Genomic DNA, 21,966 nt, shown 5'->3' with positions numbered 1-21,966 from the left:
ATGGCGCCCGAAGTTGGACTCGAACCAACGACCCCCTGATTAACAGTCAAGTGCTCTAACCGGCTGAGCTATTCGGGCGGGGGCGCGTATTGTAGACAGATGCTTTCCTGCCCGGCAAGAGGTCGGTGCGTTTTCCCGTAAGCGAAGGCGTCCGGGGACGCCGCAGGCCCCGTGGCGCGGGCATTTCCGGCGCGTGCGGCTCATGGGCCGGCCATGCAGGGTGTTCCCTTCGGCGCCTCCCGCGAACGGGCGCGGCCGCCGTTGTTGACCACCACTTCGGCGTGCAGGCGGTCGCCATGGCAGATCCGGAAGGTCAGGTTCGCGCCCGGGGCCAGGCCGGCGGGCTGGTAGCGCACGCGGACCCGGCCGCTGCTGGACAGGATCCGGATCGAGCCATGCACCGGGGCCACCTCGTTGCGCAGGATGTCGCCGGGGCCACGTGGCTGGCTGCGGCGTTGCGGATCCCGGTACACCAGCCACCCGGAGCTCCAGTCGGTGCCGCCGGTGCAGTGGCCGTCGCCGCGCGACGGGCAGAACGTGACGGGCGTGCGCGAGGTGATCGCGGCCGTGCGGGCCAGCGCCAGCCGGGTGGTGAGGGCGTGCAGCGCACTGGCCGTGCGCTGGCGTTCCAGCAGCGCTTTCATGCCGGGCGCGGCCAGCGCCGCCACGATCGCCAGGATCGCGGTCGTGGCCAGCAGTTCGACCAGGGTGATGCCGTGGCAGGTGCCCGGCGCATCCATGCGCATGCGCGAAGTCCATTCCGCTCGGGCGGCCCAGCATCGCCGTTGGCCATGGGCCGCGGAATCGGGAGGTTCCGCAGTGTCCTGTAGGACTTCATCCAAACAGCGCCGGCGCCCGGAATCCGGGCACGCCAGCGTGGTTCCCCGCCCCGCCGGGAGCGCGGGCGATCGCGCCCGGGAGGGGGCAGGGCGCTCCCCCGGGCGGACAAGGGCGTCGCACCGCCGCCGGCTTTGCGAGGCCAACCGCGGGCTGAACCCGTCGCCACGCCGGCGCGGATGCACGCCCCGGGGACAGCCCGGCTCCTATACTGCAAGGTCTCCCGAAGGCTCCCCAGTCGCATGAGCGAACGATTCGAACTGGTCTCCCCGTACGCCCCGGCGGGCGACCAGCCGTATGCCATCGAGAAGCTGGTCGAAGGCTTCGAGGCCGGACTGGCGAAGCAGGTGCTGCTCGGCGTCACCGGCTCGGGCAAGACCTACACCATCGCCAACGTGGTCCAGCAGGTGCAGAAGCCGACCCTGGTGATGGCGCACAACAAGACCCTGGCCGCGCAGCTGTACGGCGAGTTCAAGGCCTTCTTCCCGAACAACGCGGTCGAGTACTTCGTCAGCTACTACGATTACTACCAGCCCGAGGCCTACGTCCCCTCGACCGACACCTTCATCGAGAAGGACAGCTCGATCAACGACCATATCGAGCAGATGCGCCTGGCCGCGACCAAGGCCCTGCTGTCGCGGCGCGACGTACTGGTGGTGGCCACCGTCTCGGCGATCTACGGCCTGGGCGCGCCGGAGGACTACCTGTCGCTGCGCCTGATCCTGTCGCGCGGCGAGCGCATCGACCAGCGCGAGCTGCTGCGCCACCTGACCCAGCTGCAGTACACCCGCAACGAGTACGAGCTGCAGCGCGGCACCTTCCGCGTGCGCGGCGAGGTGGTCGACGTGCATCCGGCCGAAAGCGACGCCGAGGCGGTGCGCATCGAGCTGTTCGACGGCGAGGTCGAGAACATCTCGCTGTTCGACCCGCTCACCGGCGAGGTGCTGCGCCGCATCCCGCGCTACACCATCTACCCGAAGACCCACTACGCCACCACCCGCGACCGCGTCCTCACCGCGATCGAGACCATCAAGATCGAGCTGAAGGAGCGGCTGGAGCAGCTGTACGCCCAGAACAAGCTGGTCGAGGCCCAACGCCTGGCCCAGCGCACCCAGTTCGACCTGGAGATGATGGCCGAGGTCGGCTTCTGCTCGGGCATCGAGAACTACTCGCGGCACCTGACCGGCAAGGCGCCTGGCGAGCCGCCGCCGACCCTGTTCGACTACCTGCCCGCCGATGCACTGCTGGTGGTCGACGAGTCGCACGTGACCATCCCGCAGATCGGCGCCATGTACAAGGGCGACCGCTCGCGCAAGGAAACACTGGTGGAGTTCGGCTTCCGGCTTCCTTCGGCGCTGGACAACCGCCCGCTGAAGTTCGAGGAGTGGGAGGCGCGCGCGCCGCGTTCGATCTACGTCTCGGCCACGCCGGGCCCGTACGAGCTGCGCGAGGCCGGCGACCAGGTGGTCGAGCTGGTGGTGCGCCCGACCGGCCTGGTGGACCCGCAGGTGGAGATCCGCCCGGTCGCCACCCAGGTCGACGACCTGATGGGCGAGATCAACAAGTGCGTGGCCATGGGCGACCGCGTGCTGGTCACCACCCTGACCAAGCGCATGGCCGAGAACCTCACCGACTACCTGGCCGAGCACGACATCAAGGTGCGCTACCTGCACTCGGACGTGGACACCGTCGAGCGCGTGGAGATCATCCGCGACCTGCGCCTGGGCAAGTTCGACGTGCTGGTCGGCATCAACCTGCTGCGCGAGGGGCTGGACATGCCCGAGGTCTCGCTGGTGGCGATCCTGGACGCGGACAAGGAGGGCTTCCTGCGTTCGTCCGGCTCGCTGATCCAGACCATCGGCCGCGCCGCGCGCAACCTGCGCGGCAGGGCGATCCTCTATGCGGACTCGATCACCCGCTCGATGCAGGCGGCGATCGACGAGACCAACCGCCGCCGCGAGAAGCAGGAGCAGTACAACGCCGAACACGGGATCGTCCCGCGCCAGGTCGTGCGCCAGATCATGGACGTGATGGAGGGCGCGCGCGCCGAGCCGGGCGAGTCCAAGGGCAAGGGCAAGGGACGGGGCAAGACGCGCCAGGTGGCCGAGCCGGCCGCCGATTACTCGGCCCTGGACCCGGCCAAGGCGGTGGCGAAGATCCAGGAGCTGGAGCAGCGCATGTACCAGCATGCCCGCGACCTGGAGTTCGAGGACGCCGCCCGCCTGCGCGACGAGATCCGCAAGCTCAAGGAGGCCAGCCTGGTCGGCTGATCCTGGGTCCCCCTGTTGTGGAATCCCGCCGGGGCAGGGTAGAATGCGCGCCCCTGCAGACGGCAACGCCGTCCGGCAGCGGCAGATGGGCGGTTAGCTCAGCGGTAGAGCACTACCTTGACATGGTAGGGGTCACAGGTTCGAACCCTGTACCGCCCACCACCTCCTGGCAGGTGGAAAAACAAGGCCTTGACCGGAAAGCCCCGCCGACGCGGGGCTTTTTGCATTCCGGCCCCGGCTTCCCGGTGGCCCTCAGCCGGCCAGCGCGTCGAGGATCCGCAGCGCGATCCGGCGCTTCTGCGCGGGCAGGCGGCGGAACCGCATCAGCAGGTCGCTCTCGATCTCGTCATGGGCGTGCTCGCCCGCCTCGGCATCCTGGGGCCCGTCCCCCGGATGCATGGCGCCGCGTGCGGTGGCCAGCCATTCGGCGCTGACCCCGGCCTCCACCGCGATCTGCAGCAGGTGGTGCATGTTGGGCGTGGTTCCGAAGGGGTGTTCCCACTGGGTCACGGCGCTGCGCTTTACGCCCACGCGCCGCGCCAGCTCGGCCTGGCTGAGCCTGGCCGAAAGCCGGGCCTTGCGGATGCGGATCGACAGTGCACTCATGGATGTCCGTCCACGAAGTATCGCGCCGCAGGCCGCAGGCCGCCGGCACTGCCCGGCCGCCATGCCCGTGGCGCCAGCGGCCCGCCTACGTTGTGCGGTTCCGCTGTCCTTGCCCCCTGCCGCCTCAGGATTCCACGTCCGGATCGCCGATGCAAAGCAGGGCTGGACCGCCGCCCGGGAGCGGGCGGCCCGCTTCGGTGGCAGTCTGTCGGCCGATCCGCGGGACCCGCTGGAGAGCGGGGTGTCCGTGCAGGGGCAATGGCGCATGCCCCGGCTGGCCACGGGCCAGGCTGTCAGGAGAGGGTGCGCCGCCGCGATGGACGCGGCAGCCCGTCGAGGACGACACCATGTTGTGCATATGGCTGTTCGGGTCACTCTGCATCGGCAATGACGCCTCCGGCGCGGGCGCGACCGCAGTATCGGGCCGCTGCGGCAGCCTGCTTGCCTACCTGGCGTTGGGGCGCGGACGCTACTTCAGCCGTGCCGAGCTGCTCGGAACCCTGTGGCCGGAGCGCACCTCGTCGATGACCGCCGGTTCGTTCAACACCGCGCTGTGGCGCCTGCGGCGGGTGGTCCAGGCGCAGCCGCCCGGCGCGGGCGCGCTGATCGCCAGCGACCGCCGCGGCGCGATCGGCCTGGCCGGCGGTGACGAGGTCTGGCTGGACGTGGAGGAGTTCGAGCGGCGCATCGGCCCCGGCCTGGCGCGGCCGATCGAGCAGCTGGCCGAGGCCGAGATCGACGACCTGCGCGCCGGGGTGGCGCTGTACAAGTCCGACATCCTGCTCGAGTTCAACGAGGACTGGGCGCTGCGCGAGCGGGAGAAGCACCGCCGCCACTACCTCAATGCGCTGTGGCGGCTGATCCAGGTGGCGAGCGTGCGCCGTGAGTACGGCGAGGGCATCCGCCATGCCCAGGCGATCCTGGACTGCGACCCGCTGCGCGAGGACGTGCACCGCGAGCTGATGCGGCTGTTCGTCCTCAATGGCCAGCGGGCGCAGGCGCTGCGCCAGTTCGAGGCCTGCCGCGACCTGCTTCGGCGCGAACTGGCGATCCCGCCGATGGGCGAAACCACCGCGCTGTACCGGCAGATCGCCGAAAACGCGCTGGCGCTGGATCCGCCGCCGTACACGGGGGCGGCGGCGGACGTCCCCATGGTGCCGGTCGCCGTCCAGCACGGCGCGGCAGGCGCGGACGGCCGGCTGCATCCGCGCGACACCCTCGCCATCGCCCGCCAGCACCTGGCCGCGGCCGACGCCCAGCTGGAGCTGGGGCTGCGCCTGGTCGGCTGAGTCCGCGGCGCGGCGGGGGGCGCCGCGCCGCATCACGAGGCAACCTCCACGCGCCGCGGCGTGAAGACGCGCGCGCCGTGGCCGTGCGCGTCGATTGCACACCATCCCCCGCGCCGCCGGCGTAATGCCCATCCCGTCCCTCACGACTCGCGCCGCCGGCATCGCGTGCCGGCGCGGGTCCATCACGCGTCCGGCGCCCGGCGGTGAGATGCCGGTGATGCGGGTGTGATCCGGCGGTGACGTCGGCCGCGCAGATTCGGGCCATCGCCTCATCGTCCAGGCCCCGCCATGGCATTGCTCGAGGACCGGTCCGCCGCCTTCATCGTCCGCATCTGGTGCGAGCGCGGCCAGAACCCGGGTCCCGGCCCGGAATGGCGTGGCTCGGTCGAGCACGTCCAGAGCGGACAGCGGATGTTCTTCCGCCACCTGGACGCGGTGCTGGACTTCATGAAACCGCACCTGGAAGGCCTGGGCATCGATGCCCAGCAGCGCTTCTGGGAGCGCATCTCCTCGGTGATGGAGGAGGAGCCTGGCGACCCCGCGGAGCTGCGCATCGACTTCGCCGACGCCGCTGCCGTCCCCGTCCTCGCCGCGCCTTCCGCCGATACCGCCGGCAACCAGCCCAAATCCCGCTAGGAGCCTGCCATGGCCGTCATCCGCGCCAATCGCGAATCGATCGATGACCGTTTCAACGTCCTGGGCTTCACGGTGCGCTCCGAGCTGCCGCTGTTCGAGATCGCGCTGGCCACCGAACCGGAGCTGCTGCATCCCTCGCAGCGCCAGCGGCGCACGCCCGGCAACTTCTTCACCAGCCGCCTGATGCGGGTGCAGCCGTCGCCGCACGGCGAGGCGGTCTACCTGGTGCGCCGGACGTGGTGGCGCGGTTCGTGGGCCAGCAGCGGCTGTATTTCGGCCTGGCGACCTACCGCGACGGGGACCGCAGCACGCCGGTGTCGCTGCGCCTGCCGGACCGCGGCTCGCTCTATGTGAGCCTCGCCGGACTCACCGGGCGCGGCCTGCGCCGCACCGTGCGTGGCCCTGCCGGCAATGGCTACGGTACCTCCGGGGTGGAGCTGGGCTGGGGCGGCGACAACCTCGACGCAGCCCCGGCTGCCGACACGGAAGAGCCCGCGCGCCGCACCACCAACGGCAGCGGGGCGGTGGCGGATACCGGCTACAGCGACGGGTATTCCGACGACCTCTGGAACGCGCCGGCCACCCAGCCGGAACCGGCGGGGACGGTCGCATCGCAGCCGCCTGCAGCCGAGCCTACCCCGGCGGCAACGGCCCAGGGCCTGGCCGCGCGGCGCCGCCCGGCATCGCGCGCACTGCTGGTGGAGCCGTACTACCAGCCCGAGGACTGGTGGGATGCGCTGACCACCCAGCTGGCGCACTTCGCCCGCGGCGCCATGTGGTTCCTCGGCGTGGCCGACACCACACGGCCACCATATTCGGCGATCTGCCAGGTCCGTATTCCTGATGGCAGTGCCGAGGGCCGCCACCATGGCACCGCCTTCTTCATCGCGCCGCGCCTGCTGCTGACCGCGGCCCACGTCGTCGACGGGCAGGGCGAGCTGATCATCGTGCCGGGCAAGAACGGTGCGGGCACCGGATCGGCGAACGAGCCGTTCGGCCGGTTCCGCGCCACCGTGTTCCGCAAGCATCCGGACTACGGAGCCGATGGCCACGGCAACGACATGGCCCTGATCCAGGTTCCCGCCGCCAACGCCGCCGCCGCACCGAACTACTTCGGCCTGGTGGAGGAGCTCACCCAGAGCCGCCCCGAAGGCGTGGTGGTCAGCGGCTATGCCGCGTGGTGGCACGCGGTCAGCGCGATCGAGCATTTCGTCAACGCAAACATCGACGAGAACCGCCAGCATGCACACGGCGGCCATATCCGCGAGCTGATCGGCGAGGGCACCTTCACCTACGACCTGCAGACGCTGGCCGGGACCAGCGGCTCGCCGGTGTACTGGATCGAGTCCGGTGCCCACCCGGTGGCCCATCTGGTCGGCGTACACGTGGCCGCCAACGACAACCGCACCAATGCCGGCTGCCGCATCACCCAGGAGAAGCTGGCATGGATCCGCTCGGTGGCCGCGGAGTGGGGCCAGACACTCGGCTTCGCCCTCGGTACGGGTGCCTCGGGCCGCCCGGCGCGTGCACTCGACGCGCAGGCCCATGGCGACAGCACGCATGACATCGGCGGTCCGATCCCCGACGCGTCCGGTGCCGCCGCGCAGGGCTGGGCGCCGGCGCGCGGCCTTTCCCTGTCGGCGCCGGAGTATCCCCAGGCCAGCCGCTTCGAGCCGGCGCACCCGGGCAACTACCGGAGCGTGTCCGGCACCCGCACCATCGACCGCATCGTCATCCACATCACCGACGGCGGGCGCAACATCTCCGGCCCGGTGTCCTGGTTCAAGAATCCCGAGGCGAAGGTCAGCGCGCACTACATCGTCGGCCAGGACGGCGAGATCGTGCAGATGGTCGCGCACAAGGACGTGGCCTGGCACGCCGGCTCGGCCAACGCCACCAGCATCGGCATCGAGCACGTGGCCAACACCCGCGGCCTGCTGCCCACGCCGCAACAGCTGGCGGCTTCGGCGGCACTGGTGGACTGGCTGTGCCAGCAGTACGGCATCCCCGCCGACCGCGAGCACGTCCTCGGCCACGCCGAGGCCGATACCCGCACCACCCATCGCGCCTGCCCCAATGCGGTGTGGGACTGGGACTACTACATGGGCATGGTCACCTCGCGCAGCTCGTACATGCCGACGGCGCAGGGCCTGGGCCACCACGCGCGTGCGCTGGAAGTGATCCAGCCGTACTACGACCCCAGCGATCCGCACCGCGCGCTGGCCTGCACGGACGACGCGATGAGTCGCGAGTTCGAGGAGTGGTTCGTCGGTGTCGACGACACCCGGCAGTTCCCGCACTCGGCGATCTGCATGCTGGAAATGGCCGGCAATGACGGCTACACCTATCGCGGCACCGGTTTCTACATCGGCCGCAACCGCATCCTCACCTGCGCACACAACCTGCACGACTGCAGCCAGGTGACGATCTTCCCGGGTCTCAACGGGGCGGGGAACCTGCCGTTCGGTAGTGCCACCGTGCCGGCATCGTCGTGGCGGATCGCGCCGGGTTACGCCGGCAGTGGCGACTGGACCAACGACCTGGCGGTGATCGGGAACGTCCCGATCGCCGCGCCGCACGATATGTGGTTCGAGTTCCTCCAGGCGACCCCGGCGGGCTCGATGCGCCTGGCCGTGTGCGGCTATTCCACGGCGGGCGACGCCATCCCCGGCCTGACCAATCTGATCGACGGCTACAGGCAGCACCTGCATGGCGGCACCGGCGCCTACCAGGCCTCGCTGGAAACCATCGACTACCCGATCCTCTCCCTGCGCGGCGCCAGCGGCTCGCCCGTTTACGCCGTCCGCAACGAGGGCGGCGTGCTCAAGGCCAAGGTCTGCGCGGTCCACGTGAGCGGCCAGCCGGCGGACACCGACCACGTCAACCGCGGCTGCTTCATCACCCCGCGCAAGATCGACTGGATCGAGGGGCGCGCCAGCAGCTTCGCCCTCGGCGCGCCGTCGCGGGCGTTGCAGTCCTTCTCTGTGCACTGGACCGACGTGCCGATGAACTACCAGACCAGCCCGATGTCGTGCTGGGCGGCGGCGGCGGCGATGGTCGCCGGCTGGCGCGAAGGGCTGTGCTTCCCCGACAGCGACGTGGCCGACAAGGTGCCGGCACTGGACGCGTTCCGGCGCGGGCTCCACCCCCGCGACCGCGTGCTCCTGGCCGATGCCTGGAACCTGTATGCCGAGCCGCCGGCTTCCTACACGATCGAGGCCTGGCGACAGATGCTGGAGAGCTGCGGGCCGCTGTACATCGACCAGACCGCGAACATCGCCGGCCAGGGCGGACACGTGCGGGTGCTGGTGGGCATGGACAGCGACGGCGCGCCGGACGGCTCCGGCACGACGATGTACATGCACGACCCCGCCAGGGGGCCGATCAAGCTCTCCTATGCCGCCTTCCTCGAGTTGTACGAGCGGCGCACGGCCAACTCTGGCCCGTTCCTGCAGCTGCAGGTACTGCATGCCGGTGGCGTTCCCGAGGGCCGGCGGACCTCGACCACCGCCGCCTTCGCGCTGGGCGTGCATGCCCGCGCGCAGGAAAGTGACGGACCCTCGGACTATCCGGTGCACCTGATCCCGCAGCCGGACAAGAACGCCTGCTGGGCCGCGTCCATGGCCATGCTGCTGTCGTACCGGCGTTCGCAGTCGATCGAACCCGAAACCGTTGTCCGGGAAGTCGGTGGCAGCCTCGCCACCAGCTATGACTTGGACCTGCTCGAGGCGGTCAAGTCGCGCTACGGCTTCCAGGCCATCGAGATGCCCTCGAGTGCGAGCCTGTACCACTCGCCGCGGCAATGGGCACGCTGGCTGCAGGCACATGGTCCGTTGTGGGTGGTGATCGTCGGTGCACCGCATGCCGTGGTGGTGGCCGGCATCCGCGGCGACCTCGATGATCCGGCCGCGACCCAGGTCAAGGTGCTCAACCCCTGGGACGTGCGCGTGGCGTTCGACCAGGATCCGATTGCTTTCAACCCGCCCAACCGTGGCTACGAAGACTGGATCGACTTCGCCGAATTCGCTTCCGACTTCGGGGAGATGGCCGAACCGGACTACGGCAACTGGCGTGTGCTGTACCTGCCGGCGGCCAGCGCCAGCGCGCAGTCGCTGGGCGCGCGCGGAGGCCTGCGCTTGGCCGCGCCGCCGCCGCGCGTGGTGGTAGCCCTGGATGCGCAGGCGGGCGAGCGGCGCGAGCCGATCGAACCCAGCCGCGTGCCCGGCACGGCGATGGCGCGCGTGATTGGCGAGGCGGGCGCCAACCGCTGGCGGCTGGATCAGCTTGAAGGCATGAAGTCGCCCGGGACACAGCTGCTGGAGGTTTCCTCCGCCGAACCCGGCGACACACGCATCACGCTGGACGACTGGCCGGCGATCGAGGACGCGCCCACGCCGCTGCCACTGGCGGTCGAGTTCCGCCACGACGGCAAGGCCGTCGGCGACGTGCGCATCACCGCCGGTACACCCGCCGATCTTGCCTATGGCGTGGACGTCTCGGCGCGGATCGAGGATTGCGCCGATGCCGATGCCGACGGCGTTGCCCGACTGCGGGTGCGGATCGACTACCGCTTCCGCGGCCTGGCCCAGGGCAATCCGGATGCCACGGTCGAACTGGCGTTGCGAGGCGACGGACGCTACGAGCGCGAGAACGCCTGGCGCAACGTCGAACAGCTGACCTCGGCGGCCTGAGGAGAACACCGTGTCCGAGCAGACGCGAAGCGGCAGGATCTTTCCGTCCCGGCCCGGGACGGCGCTGTCGCGCGCCCAGTCCGGAACCGCCCCCGCCGCGCCTGCCGCCGCCAAGCCGCAGGCCACCGAAACCATCGCCCGCCGTGCCGGTGCGATGGTCAACGAGATCGATTTCCCGGGCTTCGTCTCCCAGCTCGTGCACGGCACCTTCGACGCGATCGTCGACGCCTCTATCCGGCAGATGGAGAGCTACTCCAGCCTGGTGTCGGCGGTGGCCAAGACGGTGGACCAGTTCACCGAGGAGAACGTCACATACAACCAGGCGCGCGATTGGCTGGCAGGGCGTTATCCGGGCGACGTGGCGATCAGGCTGCCGGAGGCAGGCGAGGCTGAACCGCGGCTGGTGCCGCGCAGCGATGACGCCAGCCCGGTGTGGCTGGCCGACTATGGCCTGGAGGGCGAGACGTTGACCCAGGAGCTGCTGGAGCAGCAGGTGCTGCCGCAGGTCCGCATGCGGGTGGGCGCCGAGCGGCAGCAGCTGCTGGCGACGATGGTCCTGCTGGGCCTCAACCGGGTCGCGGTGCGCGACGGCAGCATCAGCGCCAAGGTAATGTTCCGCGCCGCCGCCGCCGACGCGGCCGCGGTGCAGTACGCCACCAGCACCGATCCGCAGGCCGTCGCCAACTGGGGCGAGCGCGGCAGCCTGAGCCAGGGTGCGCGCAGCACCACCATGGTCTCGACCGTGGCGGTCAACGCCCAGAACGAATCCACCGTGCGCGCCGACCTGTTCGGCGAGGTCAAGCTCAACTTCGTCAGCGAGACCCTGCCGCTGGACCGCCTCGCCGACGCCGCCAAGATCGCCCTGGTACAGCAGCACTCGCCGGCCGTGCGTCCGGCCGCGCCACCGGCACCTGCGCCCGCGCCCGCCGCCGCGCCGCTGCCGCCGTCCAACGGCGGGGGAGGCGGCTGATGTTCCGTGAGCTCTCGCACCTGCTGGACGAGCTGCACGACGGCCTGGTCGCGATCCAGGCGCGCGAAGGCTTGCAGCTGTCGGGCGTGGAGATGGTCCTGCCGGTGGAACTGCGTCCGGTGCTGCGCGACGGCGGCTGCGTGCTGCTGGCCGAGTTCCCGCGCAGCACCGAGGTCAACGCCTGGACGCCGCTGGCCTCGCGCCTGGTCCTGGCCTGGAGCAGCGACGGTGACGTGGATGCAGACAGGGCGGAGGCAAACCCATGAACGCGCAGATGCCACCGCTGCTGCAGGACGCGGGCGTGCCGTTCGACCTGTTCATCCAGTCGTTGACCGAGCAGCTGGACAAGGCCCAGGCCGCGATGGCGATCAAGGCACGGCTGGGCAAGCTGCCGCTGACCTTCGCGGTCAAGGAGGTCTCGCTGGACCTGCGCGCGTTCGTGCAGTTGCTGGACGAGGACGTGTACGTCCGTCCAGCGGGACCCGGCGAGAGCGAAGCCAGCAGCATCCGCCTGCAGCTGACCACGATCACCAAGCCGATGATCGAGGAGAACGCGGTCGACTTCAGCGCCGAGGATCCGAAGTTCAGCCTGCGCGAGGCGCTCGGCGACCAGATCAACGAGGAGGAGCGGCGCTCGCTGGAGCGGATCGGCGTGCGTACGGTGCAGCAGCTCAACGAGCTGAAGAAGCAGGCCGGTACCGACGTGATCGCGCGCCTGTCGCGGATGCCGGTCAACCGCCTGCAGCAGGCGCTGATGCGCGCCGCCGCGCCGCGCGTCACCCGGGTGGAGAACGGAAGCGAAGGCCGTGACCAGGGCCGCGTGCACCTCAGCGCGCCCGGCCTGCGTCCGGGACTGCTACCGCTGGTGCGTGCTGCCGGCGCCCCGGTCCCGGTGGTGGCCGTGGAGGAGGATGGCGTCGTGCTGGCGCCGCTGGCGACCCAGCTCGGCTGCGAGGCCGAGGTCGATTTCGGCGATGGCCAGGTCGCGCGGGTCGAACTGCGCGAGGGCCGCATCGGCCAGTGGAGCCCGCCATGAACGCGACGTATTCCCGCAACCGGTTGCCGGACGCCGTGCGCGGTCGCCTGCTGGTGACCCTGCGCCTGGGCGAAATGCCGGAGCACATTCCCGGCTGGCGCGCCTGCACCCACCACGGCGCGCCCATGGCCGACCGCATCGACGGCGGCGCGATCGACCGCCTGCTGCGCCACCACGGCGGCGCACTGCGGGTGGTGCGCCTGCACAGTGCACGCACGCCGCGGACGCGACGCGAGGTGGCCGGCGCCTACCGCTTCGACGACGTCGAGCAGATCAGCGGCGTGGCCCGCGTGCTGCGCATCCAGGTGCGCGAGCCGGAGGGCGTTCCGGCCCTGTTGCGCGCGCTGGCCGAAGTGCCGATGGTCGAGCGGGTGAGTGCCAGCCGGCTGTGCCGCCTGCCATTCGCGTCGGCGCTGGATCGCGACGACACCGCATCGAGTCCGGTGGTGCCGGACGAGGTCGCACGCGCGGCCAATGCCTGGGTGCGTGCGAGTACCCGCATCGATGAAGCGCTGGCGCTGGAAGCTGGCGATCCCGCGGTGGTGGTCGGCCTGGCCGATACCGGCGTGTCGCTGGCGCACGAGGAGCTGGAAAGCCGCCTGCGCACCGGTTTCGACAGCGTGGACCTGGACCCGCAGGCGGTTGGTGGCCTGCAGCTGGTCGGTGACTTCCGCCGCGCCGGCAACCGCCCGCAGGACGAGGTTGGTCATGGCAGCGGCTGCGCGGGGATCATCGCCGCGCGCGGGCAGGGCATCGCGGTCGGTGCCGCCGGTGCCTGTGGCCTTACCCCGGTACGCGTGCTGGGCGCGGCCCTGTCCGGTAGCAGGCGGGTGGGTGTCGGCGCGCTGGACAACATCGACGCCGGCATGAAGCGGCTGATCGACCTCGGCGTGAAGGTGATCAACATGAGCTTCGGCACGCCGGAGTCAATGCTGGGTGGCGACGCGCCGCTGCCGCACGAGGAGATCGTGCGCTACGCGCTGGCGCGCGGGGTGATCCTGGTCGCGGCCAGCGGCAACTCCGGCCAGGTGGAGAAGTACTACCCGGCCGCGCACCCGGGGGTCATCGCGGTGGGCGCGGTCGAACCGGACCTGCGTCCGGCCTCCTTCAGCACCCGCGGCGAGCATGTCGCGCTGTGCGCGCCCGGGCGCGACATCCTCACCTGCGACCTGTCCGGCTACCAGCGCGCCACCGGCACCAGCTTCGCCGCGCCGCACGTGGCCGCGGTCTGCGCGCTGCTGGCATCGCGTGCCCTGCGCCGGGCCTGGCCGATTGACGGCGCGCAGGTGCGGCGTGTCCTGGTCGAAACCGCGCGCCCATTCGCTGCGGCCGGCGCCAGTGGCTGCGGCGCCGGGTGCCTGGATGCGGAGGCCGCGCTGCGCCGGCTCGATGAACTGATCGACCGCGACCAGGCCGAAGAAGACGAAGTCCCCCTTCCCGACGGTGTTCCACCGGCGCTGGCCGCCTGAGCGCGCGCATCCGCGTCCGCACGGCCCCAGGCCAATCCGCAAGCAAGGAGAAACGCAATGGCGACTCGACCCACACCAAAGCCCCGCAAACGGTCGGGCGCCTCGTCCTCCCAGGGCGCCCCGATGAAGACACGCATTGGAGCGGGCGCCGCACCCGGCGCCGCCGCTTCCTACCGCCCCGGATCCACCTACCAGGCAGGAACCACCATGAACCGAATCCTCCTCGTCGACCTTGGCGAACGCGAACTCAAGGAGCGCCAGCGGCTGCGGGCGCGCAATCAGGTCCTGGAGACCATGCTCGCGAACTCCGCGACCACCGGCGGCATCACGTCGACCCAGCATGACGAGCTGGAGGAGATCAGGCGCACCCTGGGAAGCGACGTCGTCGCCGACCCGTTCTATCGCAAGGTCGCCTCGACCGTGGCCCAGAAGCCATGGGAGAAGCTCGCCGGCGTGGCCGAGGACGACGATGACGACGACAGTATCCCGCCGAAGGCGTCGCGGACGGACTTCGTGCACATGTACGGGCTGATCGGCTCCCAGCGCACGCGCAACATCATCCGCAGGTTCGGGCGCAACGAGCGCGAGATCATCGGCATCTGCGGACTGCTGCAGCTGGATGGAACGACCGATGCCGCCCGCCAGGGGTTCGTCAAGAAGGTCAGCGCCGCCCAGGGCGAGTATCGCGAGTACCGCGACCTGTTCGACGCCGCCTTCGAGTACCTGGACCAGAAGTACCCGGTCGTGCTGCGCTCTCAGGTGCAGGCCAGGCTGATCGACCCGGCCATCTATGGGGTGATCGAGCGCGGCGGCAAGATCGGCGACCCGGTGCCTGGCGGGAGCGACCGGGTCTGCGTGCTCAGCGGCCGCAACGTGGCGGCCGTGGTGCGAAAGCTGGCGGGCGAGGGCGTCAGCGCCAACGATCCGTGGCTGGCGAGCCGCATCGAGAACGCCTACGAAATGCAGAGCGGCGCGGTCAACGGCGCGCCGCCGTCCTCGCTGGAGATACCGCTGCCGGACCTGGAAGAGGCCACGGACGTGGAGATCGTGCGCGAGAACCTGGAGGCGGCCCAGGCCATCTACTTCGCCTACCAGCTGGAGGAGGCGCGCCTGCCGCAGGTGGTGGAGCGGATCGTCGAGCTGTTCCGCGCCGGCCTGCTGCCGCTGAGCTACGGCAAGACCGGCGACTACCTGTACGACTACTACAAGAAGTCGGCCGAGCGGATCACCGAGGGCGAGCGCCGCGACCTGTACATGCGCGCCTTCGGTGCGCCGGGCGGCGATCCCTCGCTCAACCAGCCCAACCGCGAATTCGCCGAGCTGTGGCTGCGTTTCATCTCCGCGGTTTCCGCGTTCGGGCGCCAGCTGAGCGTTGACCGCATGTTCCGCAGCCAGGTGCCGCTGGCGGTATCACAGGAGCAGGTGCGCAAGGCGGCGCGCGACCTGGCCGCCAGCCTGTCGCGCAACTGCTACGGCATCGCCTACCAGTTCTCCAAGGAGCTGAAGACGCTGATCATCGAGTACCGCGACCTGCTCAGCGACCCGGAGATCCGCGGCGCGTTCGGCGCCCGCGACATGTGGCAGGTGATCGACCAGGTCAATGCCAACTACCTGGGCGGCGCCCGCAACAGCCACCGTTACCGCACCCAGGCCCGGGCCGGCGCGGTGGTCATCGCCTGGCTGGCGCGCAACCACCAGCGCCTGACCAACCGCTTCGACGAGGTCATCCACACCGGCGCGCTGACCAACCCGCAGCTGCGCGGCAGCGACCGGCCGATGGAAGACCCCACCGACTGGGACCTGTTGCAGGCCTGCGAGCAGTGGCTGGCGGTGGGAGGCGTGCAGGACAACCGGATCGAGGAGTACGCCCAGCCGGTGGAGTCGCCGACCATCACCAGCAAGCCGATCGAGATGCCGCAGATCGCGCGCGACATCCTCGACTCCGCCGGCATTGGCCTGCCCAGCTTCTGAGCACCCGCGTAGCCCGCGGTTCCACGGAGAACGAAGATGCGCAACCAAGGCACACGCGCCAGGCCGATGAAGCACCTGGTGGAGCACTCGCTGCACTCGGCGGCGCGGGCACTGGGCACCCGCGACCCGCTGCCCTACGTCGGCGACCTGATCGAGCGCACGTTCTACCTGCCCGACGACGACGTCTCGTACGCCCGCAACGCGCTCACCCCCGGCGCGGTGCCTTACGAGCCCTCGTTCTCCGAGGCTGAGCCGAACACGCTGCGCTTCACCATCGAGCCGCTGGGCCCGGGCGCGTCGCCGGTGTCGCGGCGTGACGAGGCCACGCGCGAGATGCGCAGGCTGGTGCAGCCGGTATTCGGCCGCGACGCGCTGCGCTGGTTCGACAGCCGCAGCGAGGAATGGCGGGGCTTTGGCGGCCTGAGCTGGATGAACTTCGGCGCCTGGTTCGGCAGCGCCTTCGATGGCGACGGCCTGTACGCGGCCAAGATCTACTACGAGCTGCTGCCCAGCCAGATCGACGCGCTCTCGCCGGGACTGGCGCGGCTGACCCGGATGGTGATGGCCGAGATGCCGACGCTGATGCCGATCTTCACCTCGATCGGCTGCAAGCGCGACACCGGCAGCCAGCGCGTCACCTTTCTGCACCGTGGTCCGCTGCAGGTCAGCGCGCTGGGGACGCTGATGAACCGGCTGGGCATCGGCCACCAGCTTCCGGGCCTGATGCGGATCGTCGGCGTGGCCCTGGGGGGGCGCTTCGAGCTGCCTCCGGGCGGCGTTCTGGTCGGGATCCGCGAGACGCCAGAGGGCGTGGAGCTGAAGCTGGAGATCCTGCTGGCGGCCATTCCCGACCTGCCGTCGCGCTTCCTGGACCTGATCAAGCTGGGTCTGGCCGAGCGCCCGCGGCAGCTGCTGGCACTGACCCGCTGGCTGGATGCCTTCGGCGTGGACGAGGCCGGCGAGCAGGGCCACTTCTCGGTGCTCAGCATCCGGGTCACGCCCGAGAGCCAGGCCCGGATCAGCCTGTACGTGCGGCCGATCGAGTTCGAGATGCGCGAGGCGATCGAGGAAGCCCAGGCACTGCAGTGAACGCGTTCGCGGCGCGTGTCGCGGTCGTGGCGCCGAAACAACTGCCGCGCACAGGCGCGGCCCCCGAGCCGGAGTGAGCGGACATGCCTTCCATCTTCCCCAACCGAACCCGACCGGCGCCGCCCCCTGCCAGCAGCGAGACTCTCGCCGTGGCCCGGCAGGAGGTGCGCAAGCTGCTGGAGAGCAGCGATGCGTTCAGCCAGCTGCCGCCGGACAAGCGCGAGACCCTGGCCAAGGGCATGGTTCAGATCGCCAGCTACCTGGCCGAGCCGGACGGCGTGCGCCTGAAGCGCAACCAGCTCAGCCCGCAGGTGCGTGCGCTGGCTGGCGACGAGGACACCAATCCCCTGCCCATGGCCGACCAGCCCGAGTTCGGCCAGGCCCTGCGCACCGGCGTGGAGCAGGCCGGCGCGCTGATGAACGCGGTGAACTTCCCGTCCTTCGTCAGCGGCCTGATCGACGGCGTGTTCCACTCGATCGTGACCTCCTCGATCCAGCAGATGGAGGCCTATGCCAAGCTCGTTGCCGACGTGTCCAAGAGCCTCAACCAGTTCCGCGACGAGAACACTACCCAGAACCAGGGCCGCGACTACCTGGTCGAGACCTTCCCGGAGCTGTTCGAACTGCACATGGGCGGTGGCGAGGCGTTCGGTGACTTCGGCGACTTCGGCGATGGCGCCGCGCCCGCCGGCCCGCGCGTGGCCCTGCGCCAGGACATCGACCAGAAGTCTGCGCTTGCGCGCATCAACCAGAATCTGCCGCTGGACCAGCCGCTGACCCGGCTGGACGACGAGGTGGTCGAAGCGCTGCTGGTGCCCGCCGCCCGCACCACGATCGCCTCCGGTCGACAGCAGCTGCTGGCGACCATCGTCATGCTCGGCATCAACCGCATCGTGGTCACCGACGGCAAGATCTCGGCCAAGGTGATGTACGACTTCCAGGCCCGCGACAACAGCCGCTACAAGTACAGCGCCACCCAGTTCGACCACGAGAAGGACGACTACGGCAACGTGCAGAAGACCCGCAGCGGCGAGGGTTCGCACGAGAGCAGCCGCGAACAGGGCCAGGCGGTGCGCGACCAGAACGGCAACATCGTGCGCAGGCCGGCGACCTACGGATTCGGCAAGGGAGGGATATACAGGCGCGGCGGCGGCGTGGCCTACGAGGGCGGCACGTCCTACTCCAAGGGCGACTACAAGTACGACGAGAAGCCCATCATCAAGATGATGAGCACCTCCAGCCTGCAGAACGATTCCTCGCTGCAGGCCCGCGCCAGCCTCGCCGGCCAGGTCGAGGTGAACTTCAAGAGCGACTACCTGCCGCTGGAGAAGATGGCCAACCCCGAGGCGATCGCTGCGATCCAGATGAACGCCCAGCCCGGCATGGTCAAGAACCTGGCTGCCCGCCCGCTGCCCAATGCCTCCGGTACGACGCCGGCAGGCAACGACACTGCGCCCGCCACCACGCCCGCACCTGCCGCCTGACGCCTGAATCCGTCCACGGAGCCCGACATGCCTGCCGTCCTCGCCACTGGTGCATCGCCTGCCAACGCGCCTGCCTGGCTGGACGACGAGACCCTAGCAGTGGTGCGGCCGCAGGTGCGCCAGCTGCTGCAGTCCTCGGAAGGCTTCCGCGGGTTGCCGCCGGAGCAGCAGCAGGAGATCGCACGGACCATGGTCCGCGTGGCCTCGTACATGGCCAATCCACAGGGCCTGGCCAGACAGGAGCTCACGCCGGGGCAGGGCGTGCTGGCCAAGGACGAGGCAGCCCCTGCGCCGGCGCCGGCGAGGGCACTGGCCGGCGAGCTCGACCAGGCCAAACGCAAGGCCTCGGAGAAGATCGGCACCTTCGCCGGCAGCGACTTCGAGGCCGGCTCGGTGAAGCAGGGTGCCGGCAACTTCAAGGAATTCGTCGGCGCGGTGGACTTCCCCAAGTTCGTCGGCGGCCTGATCCAGAACGTGTTCCAGGCCATCGTCGACGCTTCGATCCAGCAGATGGAGGCCTATGCCGACCTGCTGAAGGCAGTGGCCCAGACCGTGGACCAGTTCGCGGCCGACAACATCACCATGAACAATGCCCGCGACTGGCTGGTGCAGCGCTTCCCCGAGGACCTGGAGCTGGGCGAGTCCGAAGAGGGCGGCGAGCCGCGTGTGCGGGCGCGCGAGAAGGCCGACGGCGAGGCCAGCGCCCTGGGTCCGAGCCGCGAGCTGCAGATGGCCCAGCCGGTGGACGACCTCTCCGACGAGGAGCAGGAGGCGCGACTGGTGACCGCTGCGCGCATGCAGATGGCGCGCAGTCGCCAGCAGATGCTGGCCTCGATGGTGATGCTGGGCATCAACCGCATCGTGGTCACCGACGGACTGATCAACGCCAAGGTGGTGTTCAACTTCCGCGCCAGCGACGACGCCAGGCGCGAGGCCAAGGCCTCGCTGTACGACCGCGACACCAGCTACAACCGCAACACCACCGTGGCCGGCGCGCATTGGGGCTGGGGCGGCGCCGCCACCGCCAACACCAACGTGCAGACCCACATGACCACGGTGCAGTCCTCTGTGGACGAGAACTCCGCTTCCAGCCAGGAGATGAAGGCCAAGCTCACCGGCGAGGTGCGGGTCAACTTCAAGTCCGACTACTTCCCGATGGAGAAGCTGGCTACACCGGGCATGATCGCCAGCATCCAGGGCAACGCCACGCCGTTCGATCCGAACATCCGGCCCGACCAGCGCGGCACCGGCGCCGCGCCACGCGCCGAAACGGCAGCCTGACCACCGCCATGCGCCTCGCCGCTCCGCCACCGCCGATCCGGGTGCAGCCGCAGCAGCGCCACGCCGGTCTGCTGCAGGCACTTTCGCTGGCGTTGTCGATCGTGCAGGCACCGGCGTACGCGCAGGCGCTGGCCGGGATCGACTTCGACCTGCCCGATGCCGCGCCCGCGCCGGAAGACCGTACCCGGCTGGAGGCCGCCGCGCCGCTGTACTTCGCCAGTGCGCTGGAACGCGCGGGGTTGCTGCCCACCGCCGAGCTGGTCGCCGGCCTGTTCGCCAGCGGGGCCATCAACCAGCCGCTGGGTCCGGCCGAGCGCCTGCTGCACGACTTCTGGCGCCGCCGCCGCGAGCGCCTGTCGGCAGGCGAACGCGAGGCGGTATACGCGCGCGTGGTCGAGGACCCGCAGTTCGAGCCGATGATGCGCGTCCTGTGCGAGGCGATCAGTGCCCAGGCCGGGCCGATGCCGCCCGGCGCCAGCGGCCTGCGCGAGCAGGTCGTGCTCGCCACCCACGCACAGTCGATGGCGTCGTTCCTGGCCCAGCGCGTGGATCCGATGGCGGTGATGGCCGCGCGCGAGATCGTCGGCGACATCAATGCCGCGCTGGCCTTCATGCGCGACCGCAGGCTGCAGGCCGCGTTCTCGGTCGGCGACCTGTGGCGGCTGGTCGAACTGGCCGGAAGCCAGGCGGGCATTCCCACCGGCAGCCCGCTGCGGCATGTCGAGCGCGGACGCAGCGGCCAGACCGTGCTGCTGTGGCTGGCGGCGCATCCGGGTGGATCGGCGCTGGCGCTGGATCCGTCGTCCCCCCAGGACATCGGGGTGATGGTGGCTGCGCAACGCTGGCTCGCCTCGGTCCCCGCGGGGTCGACACGTCCGCCGCTGTATCCGCAGTCGGCCCTGCCGCTGGTGGCCTGACATGGTCGCCCGGGGCGCCGCGCCGCGTTCCGCGCATCCGGCGCCGGCACCGGCGGAGCCGCCGCCGCCCTGGATCCGGGTGGCGGTGCGCGACGTGCTGGAGCGTTCGCCCGGCTTCCACGACATGCGGCCGGAGCAGCGCCGCGCCCTGGCCCAGGCCATGGTCAAGGTCTCCACCCTGGCCGCCGAACTGATCGCCGAGGAGGGCCAGGCCGAGGGCGAGATCGAGCGCCGCGCGCCGGCCAGGCCCGCGCCGCCGCTGGCCTCCGCGCAGTCGGCGCAGCCGGAGTTCGGCGAGGCGGCCAGGCGCATCGCCGGAACCACCCGCGACGTACTTGGCGCGGTGTCGTTCCCGCGCTTCGTCACCGACCTGATCAACGGCGTGTTCAAGGCGATGCTCGATGCCAACTCGCAACAGATGAACCAGTACGTGCAGCTGCTCAACGCGGTGTCGGCCTCGGCCGAAGGCTTCGAGCGTACCCAGTTCGGCCTGCACCAGGTGCGGCAATGGCTGGCCGACCACTTTCCCGAGTCGATCGAGTACGACGCCCCCGACCCGGAGGACATGCCCGGCCCGGACAACCCGATGGATGCGGACGAGCTGGCCGACCTGCAGGAAGAGCTGGCCAACATCAAACTGCGCCTGCGCGGCGGCGGCAGCATGCCCAGCGAGGAGGAGATCCGCGCCACCCTGGGCATCCCGCCCGAGGAATCGGTCTCGGCCAGCAATCCCGAGCAGCTGGTGCCGCTGGCGCGCCGCTACCTGGCCCGCCAGCGCCAGCAGCAGCTGGCGACGATGGTGATGCTGGGCATGCAACGCATCGTGATCGACAGCGGCCGCATCAACGCGTCGATGCGCTTCCACATCGACACGCGCAGCGCGGCCAGCCAGGACACTGGCAGCGAGTTCGGCTTCATGAACCGGGTCAAGGGCTCCGGCAGTTTCGGTGCCGGTCCCTGGGGCGTCAGCGCCGAGGCCGAGAACACCATCAGCTACGTCTCCACCGAGCGCAACCAGCGCACCGAGGAGATGAACACCGACGTGGACCTCAATTCCTCGGTCGAACTGAACTTCCACACCGACTACCTTCCGCTCAACCAGATGGCCGCGCAGGCCCAGGCCGACCGCATCCGCAACAACACCATCAATCCCGCCGCCGAGATCCCCGATCCCGCCGTTGCCCGCAATGCGAGGCTGCAGATGCAGCACGACTCCGAGCGCGATCGCCGTTCAGGCCTCAACAGCGCGACGGACAACCTGCGCAGGTCGCTGCCGTCGCCGACGCCTCCGCCCGCGCCACCTCCTCCCTCGGCGAGGACGCCCGCGCCGACGACGGGTGGCGGTACCGGTGGTGGCGCAGGCACAGGCACAGGCACAGGTGGTGCTGCGGGTGGCGCCGCGGGGGCGGGCGGAGCAGCG

The 21,966-nt window shown here is 70.3% G+C and carries 17 protein-coding genes and 2 tRNA genes; 16 read left to right on the top strand and 3 right to left on the bottom strand.

What is annotated here, in order from left to right; translation table 11 throughout:
• Position 1: 1 nt before the first annotated feature.
• Positions 2 to 78, bottom strand: a tRNA-Asn gene (locus CSC68_RS03820).
• A gap of 122 nt (positions 79 to 200) precedes the next feature.
• Complete coding sequence (locus CSC68_RS03815; RefSeq protein ID WP_162202177.1) at positions 201 to 746, bottom strand: GspH/FimT family pseudopilin; 546 nt, start codon at positions 744 to 746, stop codon at positions 201 to 203.
• Between the two features lie 333 nt (positions 747 to 1,079).
• Here CSC68_RS03815 and uvrB point away from each other — a divergent pair, with 333 nt between their 5' ends.
• Both uvrB and CSC68_RS03805 read left to right on the top strand, forming a co-directional pair.
• On the top strand, positions 1,080 to 3,107 hold the full coding sequence (uvrB, locus tag CSC68_RS03810) for an excinuclease ABC subunit UvrB (RefSeq protein ID WP_162202176.1): 2,028 nt from the start codon (positions 1,080 to 1,082) through the stop codon (positions 3,105 to 3,107).
• Between the two features lie 87 nt (positions 3,108 to 3,194).
• Positions 3,195 to 3,269 (top strand) — tRNA-Val (locus tag CSC68_RS03805).
• 90 nt (positions 3,270 to 3,359) lie between these two features.
• Here CSC68_RS03805 and CSC68_RS03800 read toward each other — a convergent pair.
• Positions 3,360 to 3,713 (bottom strand): helix-turn-helix domain-containing protein, encoded by a 354-nt coding sequence (locus CSC68_RS03800; RefSeq protein WP_162202175.1) that lies wholly within the window; start codon positions 3,711 to 3,713, stop codon positions 3,360 to 3,362.
• Positions 3,714 to 4,060: 347 nt separating this feature from the next.
• On the opposite strand from CSC68_RS03800, the gene CSC68_RS03795 reads away from it, so the two are divergent.
• The 14 genes from CSC68_RS03795 to CSC68_RS03730 all read left to right on the top strand — a co-directional run.
• A complete protein-coding gene (locus CSC68_RS03795) occupies positions 4,061 to 5,002 on the top strand; it encodes an AfsR/SARP family transcriptional regulator (RefSeq protein ID WP_162202174.1) in 942 nt (313 codons plus the stop codon).
• A gap of 288 nt (positions 5,003 to 5,290) precedes the next feature.
• Positions 5,291 to 5,638, top strand: a complete 348-nt coding sequence (locus CSC68_RS03790; RefSeq protein ID WP_162202173.1) for a hypothetical protein — start codon at positions 5,291 to 5,293, stop codon at positions 5,636 to 5,638.
• Between the two features lie 9 nt (positions 5,639 to 5,647).
• On the top strand, positions 5,648 to 5,992 hold the full coding sequence (locus tag CSC68_RS03785; RefSeq protein WP_162202172.1) for a hypothetical protein: 345 nt from the start codon (positions 5,648 to 5,650) through the stop codon (positions 5,990 to 5,992).
• On the top strand, positions 5,875 to 10,329 hold the full coding sequence (locus tag CSC68_RS03780) for a papain-like cysteine protease family protein (RefSeq protein ID WP_162202171.1): 4,455 nt from the start codon (positions 5,875 to 5,877) through the stop codon (positions 10,327 to 10,329). The genes CSC68_RS03785 and CSC68_RS03780 overlap by 118 nt, the downstream gene beginning before the upstream one ends.
• Before the next feature lie 10 nt (positions 10,330 to 10,339).
• Positions 10,340 to 11,299: a hypothetical protein gene (locus CSC68_RS03775; protein ID WP_162202170.1), complete on the top strand. Its 960-nt coding sequence runs from the start codon at positions 10,340 to 10,342 to the stop codon at positions 11,297 to 11,299.
• Positions 11,299 to 11,565: a hypothetical protein gene (locus CSC68_RS03770; RefSeq protein WP_162202169.1), complete on the top strand. Its 267-nt coding sequence runs from the start codon at positions 11,299 to 11,301 to the stop codon at positions 11,563 to 11,565. The genes CSC68_RS03775 and CSC68_RS03770 overlap by 1 nt, the downstream gene beginning before the upstream one ends.
• A complete protein-coding gene (locus tag CSC68_RS03765; RefSeq protein WP_162202168.1) occupies positions 11,562 to 12,335 on the top strand; it encodes a hypothetical protein in 774 nt (257 codons plus the stop codon). Before CSC68_RS03770 ends, CSC68_RS03765 begins: the two co-directional genes overlap by 4 nt.
• Positions 12,332 to 13,804: a S8 family peptidase gene (locus tag CSC68_RS03760; RefSeq protein WP_162202167.1), complete on the top strand. Its 1,473-nt coding sequence runs from the start codon at positions 12,332 to 12,334 to the stop codon at positions 13,802 to 13,804. Before CSC68_RS03765 ends, CSC68_RS03760 begins: the two co-directional genes overlap by 4 nt.
• Before the next feature lie 207 nt (positions 13,805 to 14,011).
• The gene (locus CSC68_RS03755) at positions 14,012 to 15,775 is read left to right on the top strand and encodes a hypothetical protein (protein ID WP_162202166.1); all 1,764 of its coding nucleotides are present in this window, start codon (positions 14,012 to 14,014) and stop codon (positions 15,773 to 15,775) included.
• 36 nt (positions 15,776 to 15,811) lie between these two features.
• Entirely contained in the window at positions 15,812 to 16,864 is a 1,053-nt protein-coding gene (locus CSC68_RS03750) for a hypothetical protein (protein ID WP_162202165.1), read from the top strand.
• 83 nt (positions 16,865 to 16,947) lie between these two features.
• On the top strand, positions 16,948 to 18,348 hold the full coding sequence (locus CSC68_RS03745) for a hypothetical protein (RefSeq protein ID WP_162202164.1): 1,401 nt from the start codon (positions 16,948 to 16,950) through the stop codon (positions 18,346 to 18,348).
• A 27-nt stretch (positions 18,349 to 18,375) separates the two neighbouring features.
• Complete coding sequence (locus CSC68_RS03740) at positions 18,376 to 19,629, top strand: hypothetical protein (RefSeq protein ID WP_162202163.1); 1,254 nt, start codon at positions 18,376 to 18,378, stop codon at positions 19,627 to 19,629.
• Positions 19,630 to 19,637: 8 nt separating this feature from the next.
• Positions 19,638 to 20,546 (top strand): hypothetical protein, encoded by a 909-nt coding sequence (locus tag CSC68_RS03735; RefSeq protein ID WP_162202162.1) that lies wholly within the window; start codon positions 19,638 to 19,640, stop codon positions 20,544 to 20,546.
• 1 nt (position 20,547) lies between these two features.
• Positions 20,548 to 21,966: hypothetical protein (locus CSC68_RS03730; RefSeq protein ID WP_162202161.1), on the top strand; the 1,419-nt coding region annotated here is incomplete at its 3' end.

Origin of the sequence: Pseudoxanthomonas suwonensis, from assembly GCF_010093235.1 — a bacterium.
Lineage (GTDB): Bacteria > Pseudomonadota > Gammaproteobacteria > Xanthomonadales > Xanthomonadaceae > Pseudoxanthomonas > Pseudoxanthomonas suwonensis.
The sequence above is the reverse complement of the archived record's forward strand: the minus strand, read 5'-3'. Positions and strand labels throughout refer to the sequence as shown.

Excerpts from the sequence above, each read along its gene's own strand:
- CSC68_RS03750 (WP_162202165.1), top strand. The coding sequence starts at position 15,812 with ATGCGCAACCAAGGCACACGCGCCAGGCCGATGAAGCACCTGGTGGAG.
- CSC68_RS03735 (WP_162202162.1), top strand. The coding sequence starts at position 19,638 with ATGCGCCTCGCCGCTCCGCCACCGCCGATCCGGGTGCAGCCGCAGCAG.
- CSC68_RS03765 (WP_162202168.1), top strand. The coding sequence starts at position 11,562 with ATGAACGCGCAGATGCCACCGCTGCTGCAGGACGCGGGCGTGCCGTTC.
- CSC68_RS03800 (WP_162202175.1), bottom strand. The coding sequence starts at position 3,713 with ATGAGTGCACTGTCGATCCGCATCCGCAAGGCCCGGCTTTCGGCCAGG.
- CSC68_RS03755 (WP_162202166.1), top strand. The coding sequence starts at position 14,012 with ATGAACCGAATCCTCCTCGTCGACCTTGGCGAACGCGAACTCAAGGAG.
- uvrB (WP_162202176.1), top strand. The coding sequence starts at position 1,080 with ATGAGCGAACGATTCGAACTGGTCTCCCCGTACGCCCCGGCGGGCGAC.
- CSC68_RS03790 (WP_162202173.1), top strand. The coding sequence starts at position 5,291 with ATGGCATTGCTCGAGGACCGGTCCGCCGCCTTCATCGTCCGCATCTGG.
- CSC68_RS03760 (WP_162202167.1), top strand. The coding sequence starts at position 12,332 with ATGAACGCGACGTATTCCCGCAACCGGTTGCCGGACGCCGTGCGCGGT.
- CSC68_RS03740 (WP_162202163.1), top strand. The coding sequence starts at position 18,376 with ATGCCTGCCGTCCTCGCCACTGGTGCATCGCCTGCCAACGCGCCTGCC.
- CSC68_RS03795 (WP_162202174.1), top strand. The coding sequence starts at position 4,061 with ATGTTGTGCATATGGCTGTTCGGGTCACTCTGCATCGGCAATGACGCC.
- CSC68_RS03785 (WP_162202172.1), top strand. The coding sequence starts at position 5,648 with ATGGCCGTCATCCGCGCCAATCGCGAATCGATCGATGACCGTTTCAAC.
- CSC68_RS03815 (WP_162202177.1), bottom strand. The coding sequence starts at position 746 with ATGCGCATGGATGCGCCGGGCACCTGCCACGGCATCACCCTGGTCGAA.
- CSC68_RS03745 (WP_162202164.1), top strand. The coding sequence starts at position 16,948 with ATGCCTTCCATCTTCCCCAACCGAACCCGACCGGCGCCGCCCCCTGCC.
- CSC68_RS03770 (WP_162202169.1), top strand. The coding sequence starts at position 11,299 with ATGTTCCGTGAGCTCTCGCACCTGCTGGACGAGCTGCACGACGGCCTG.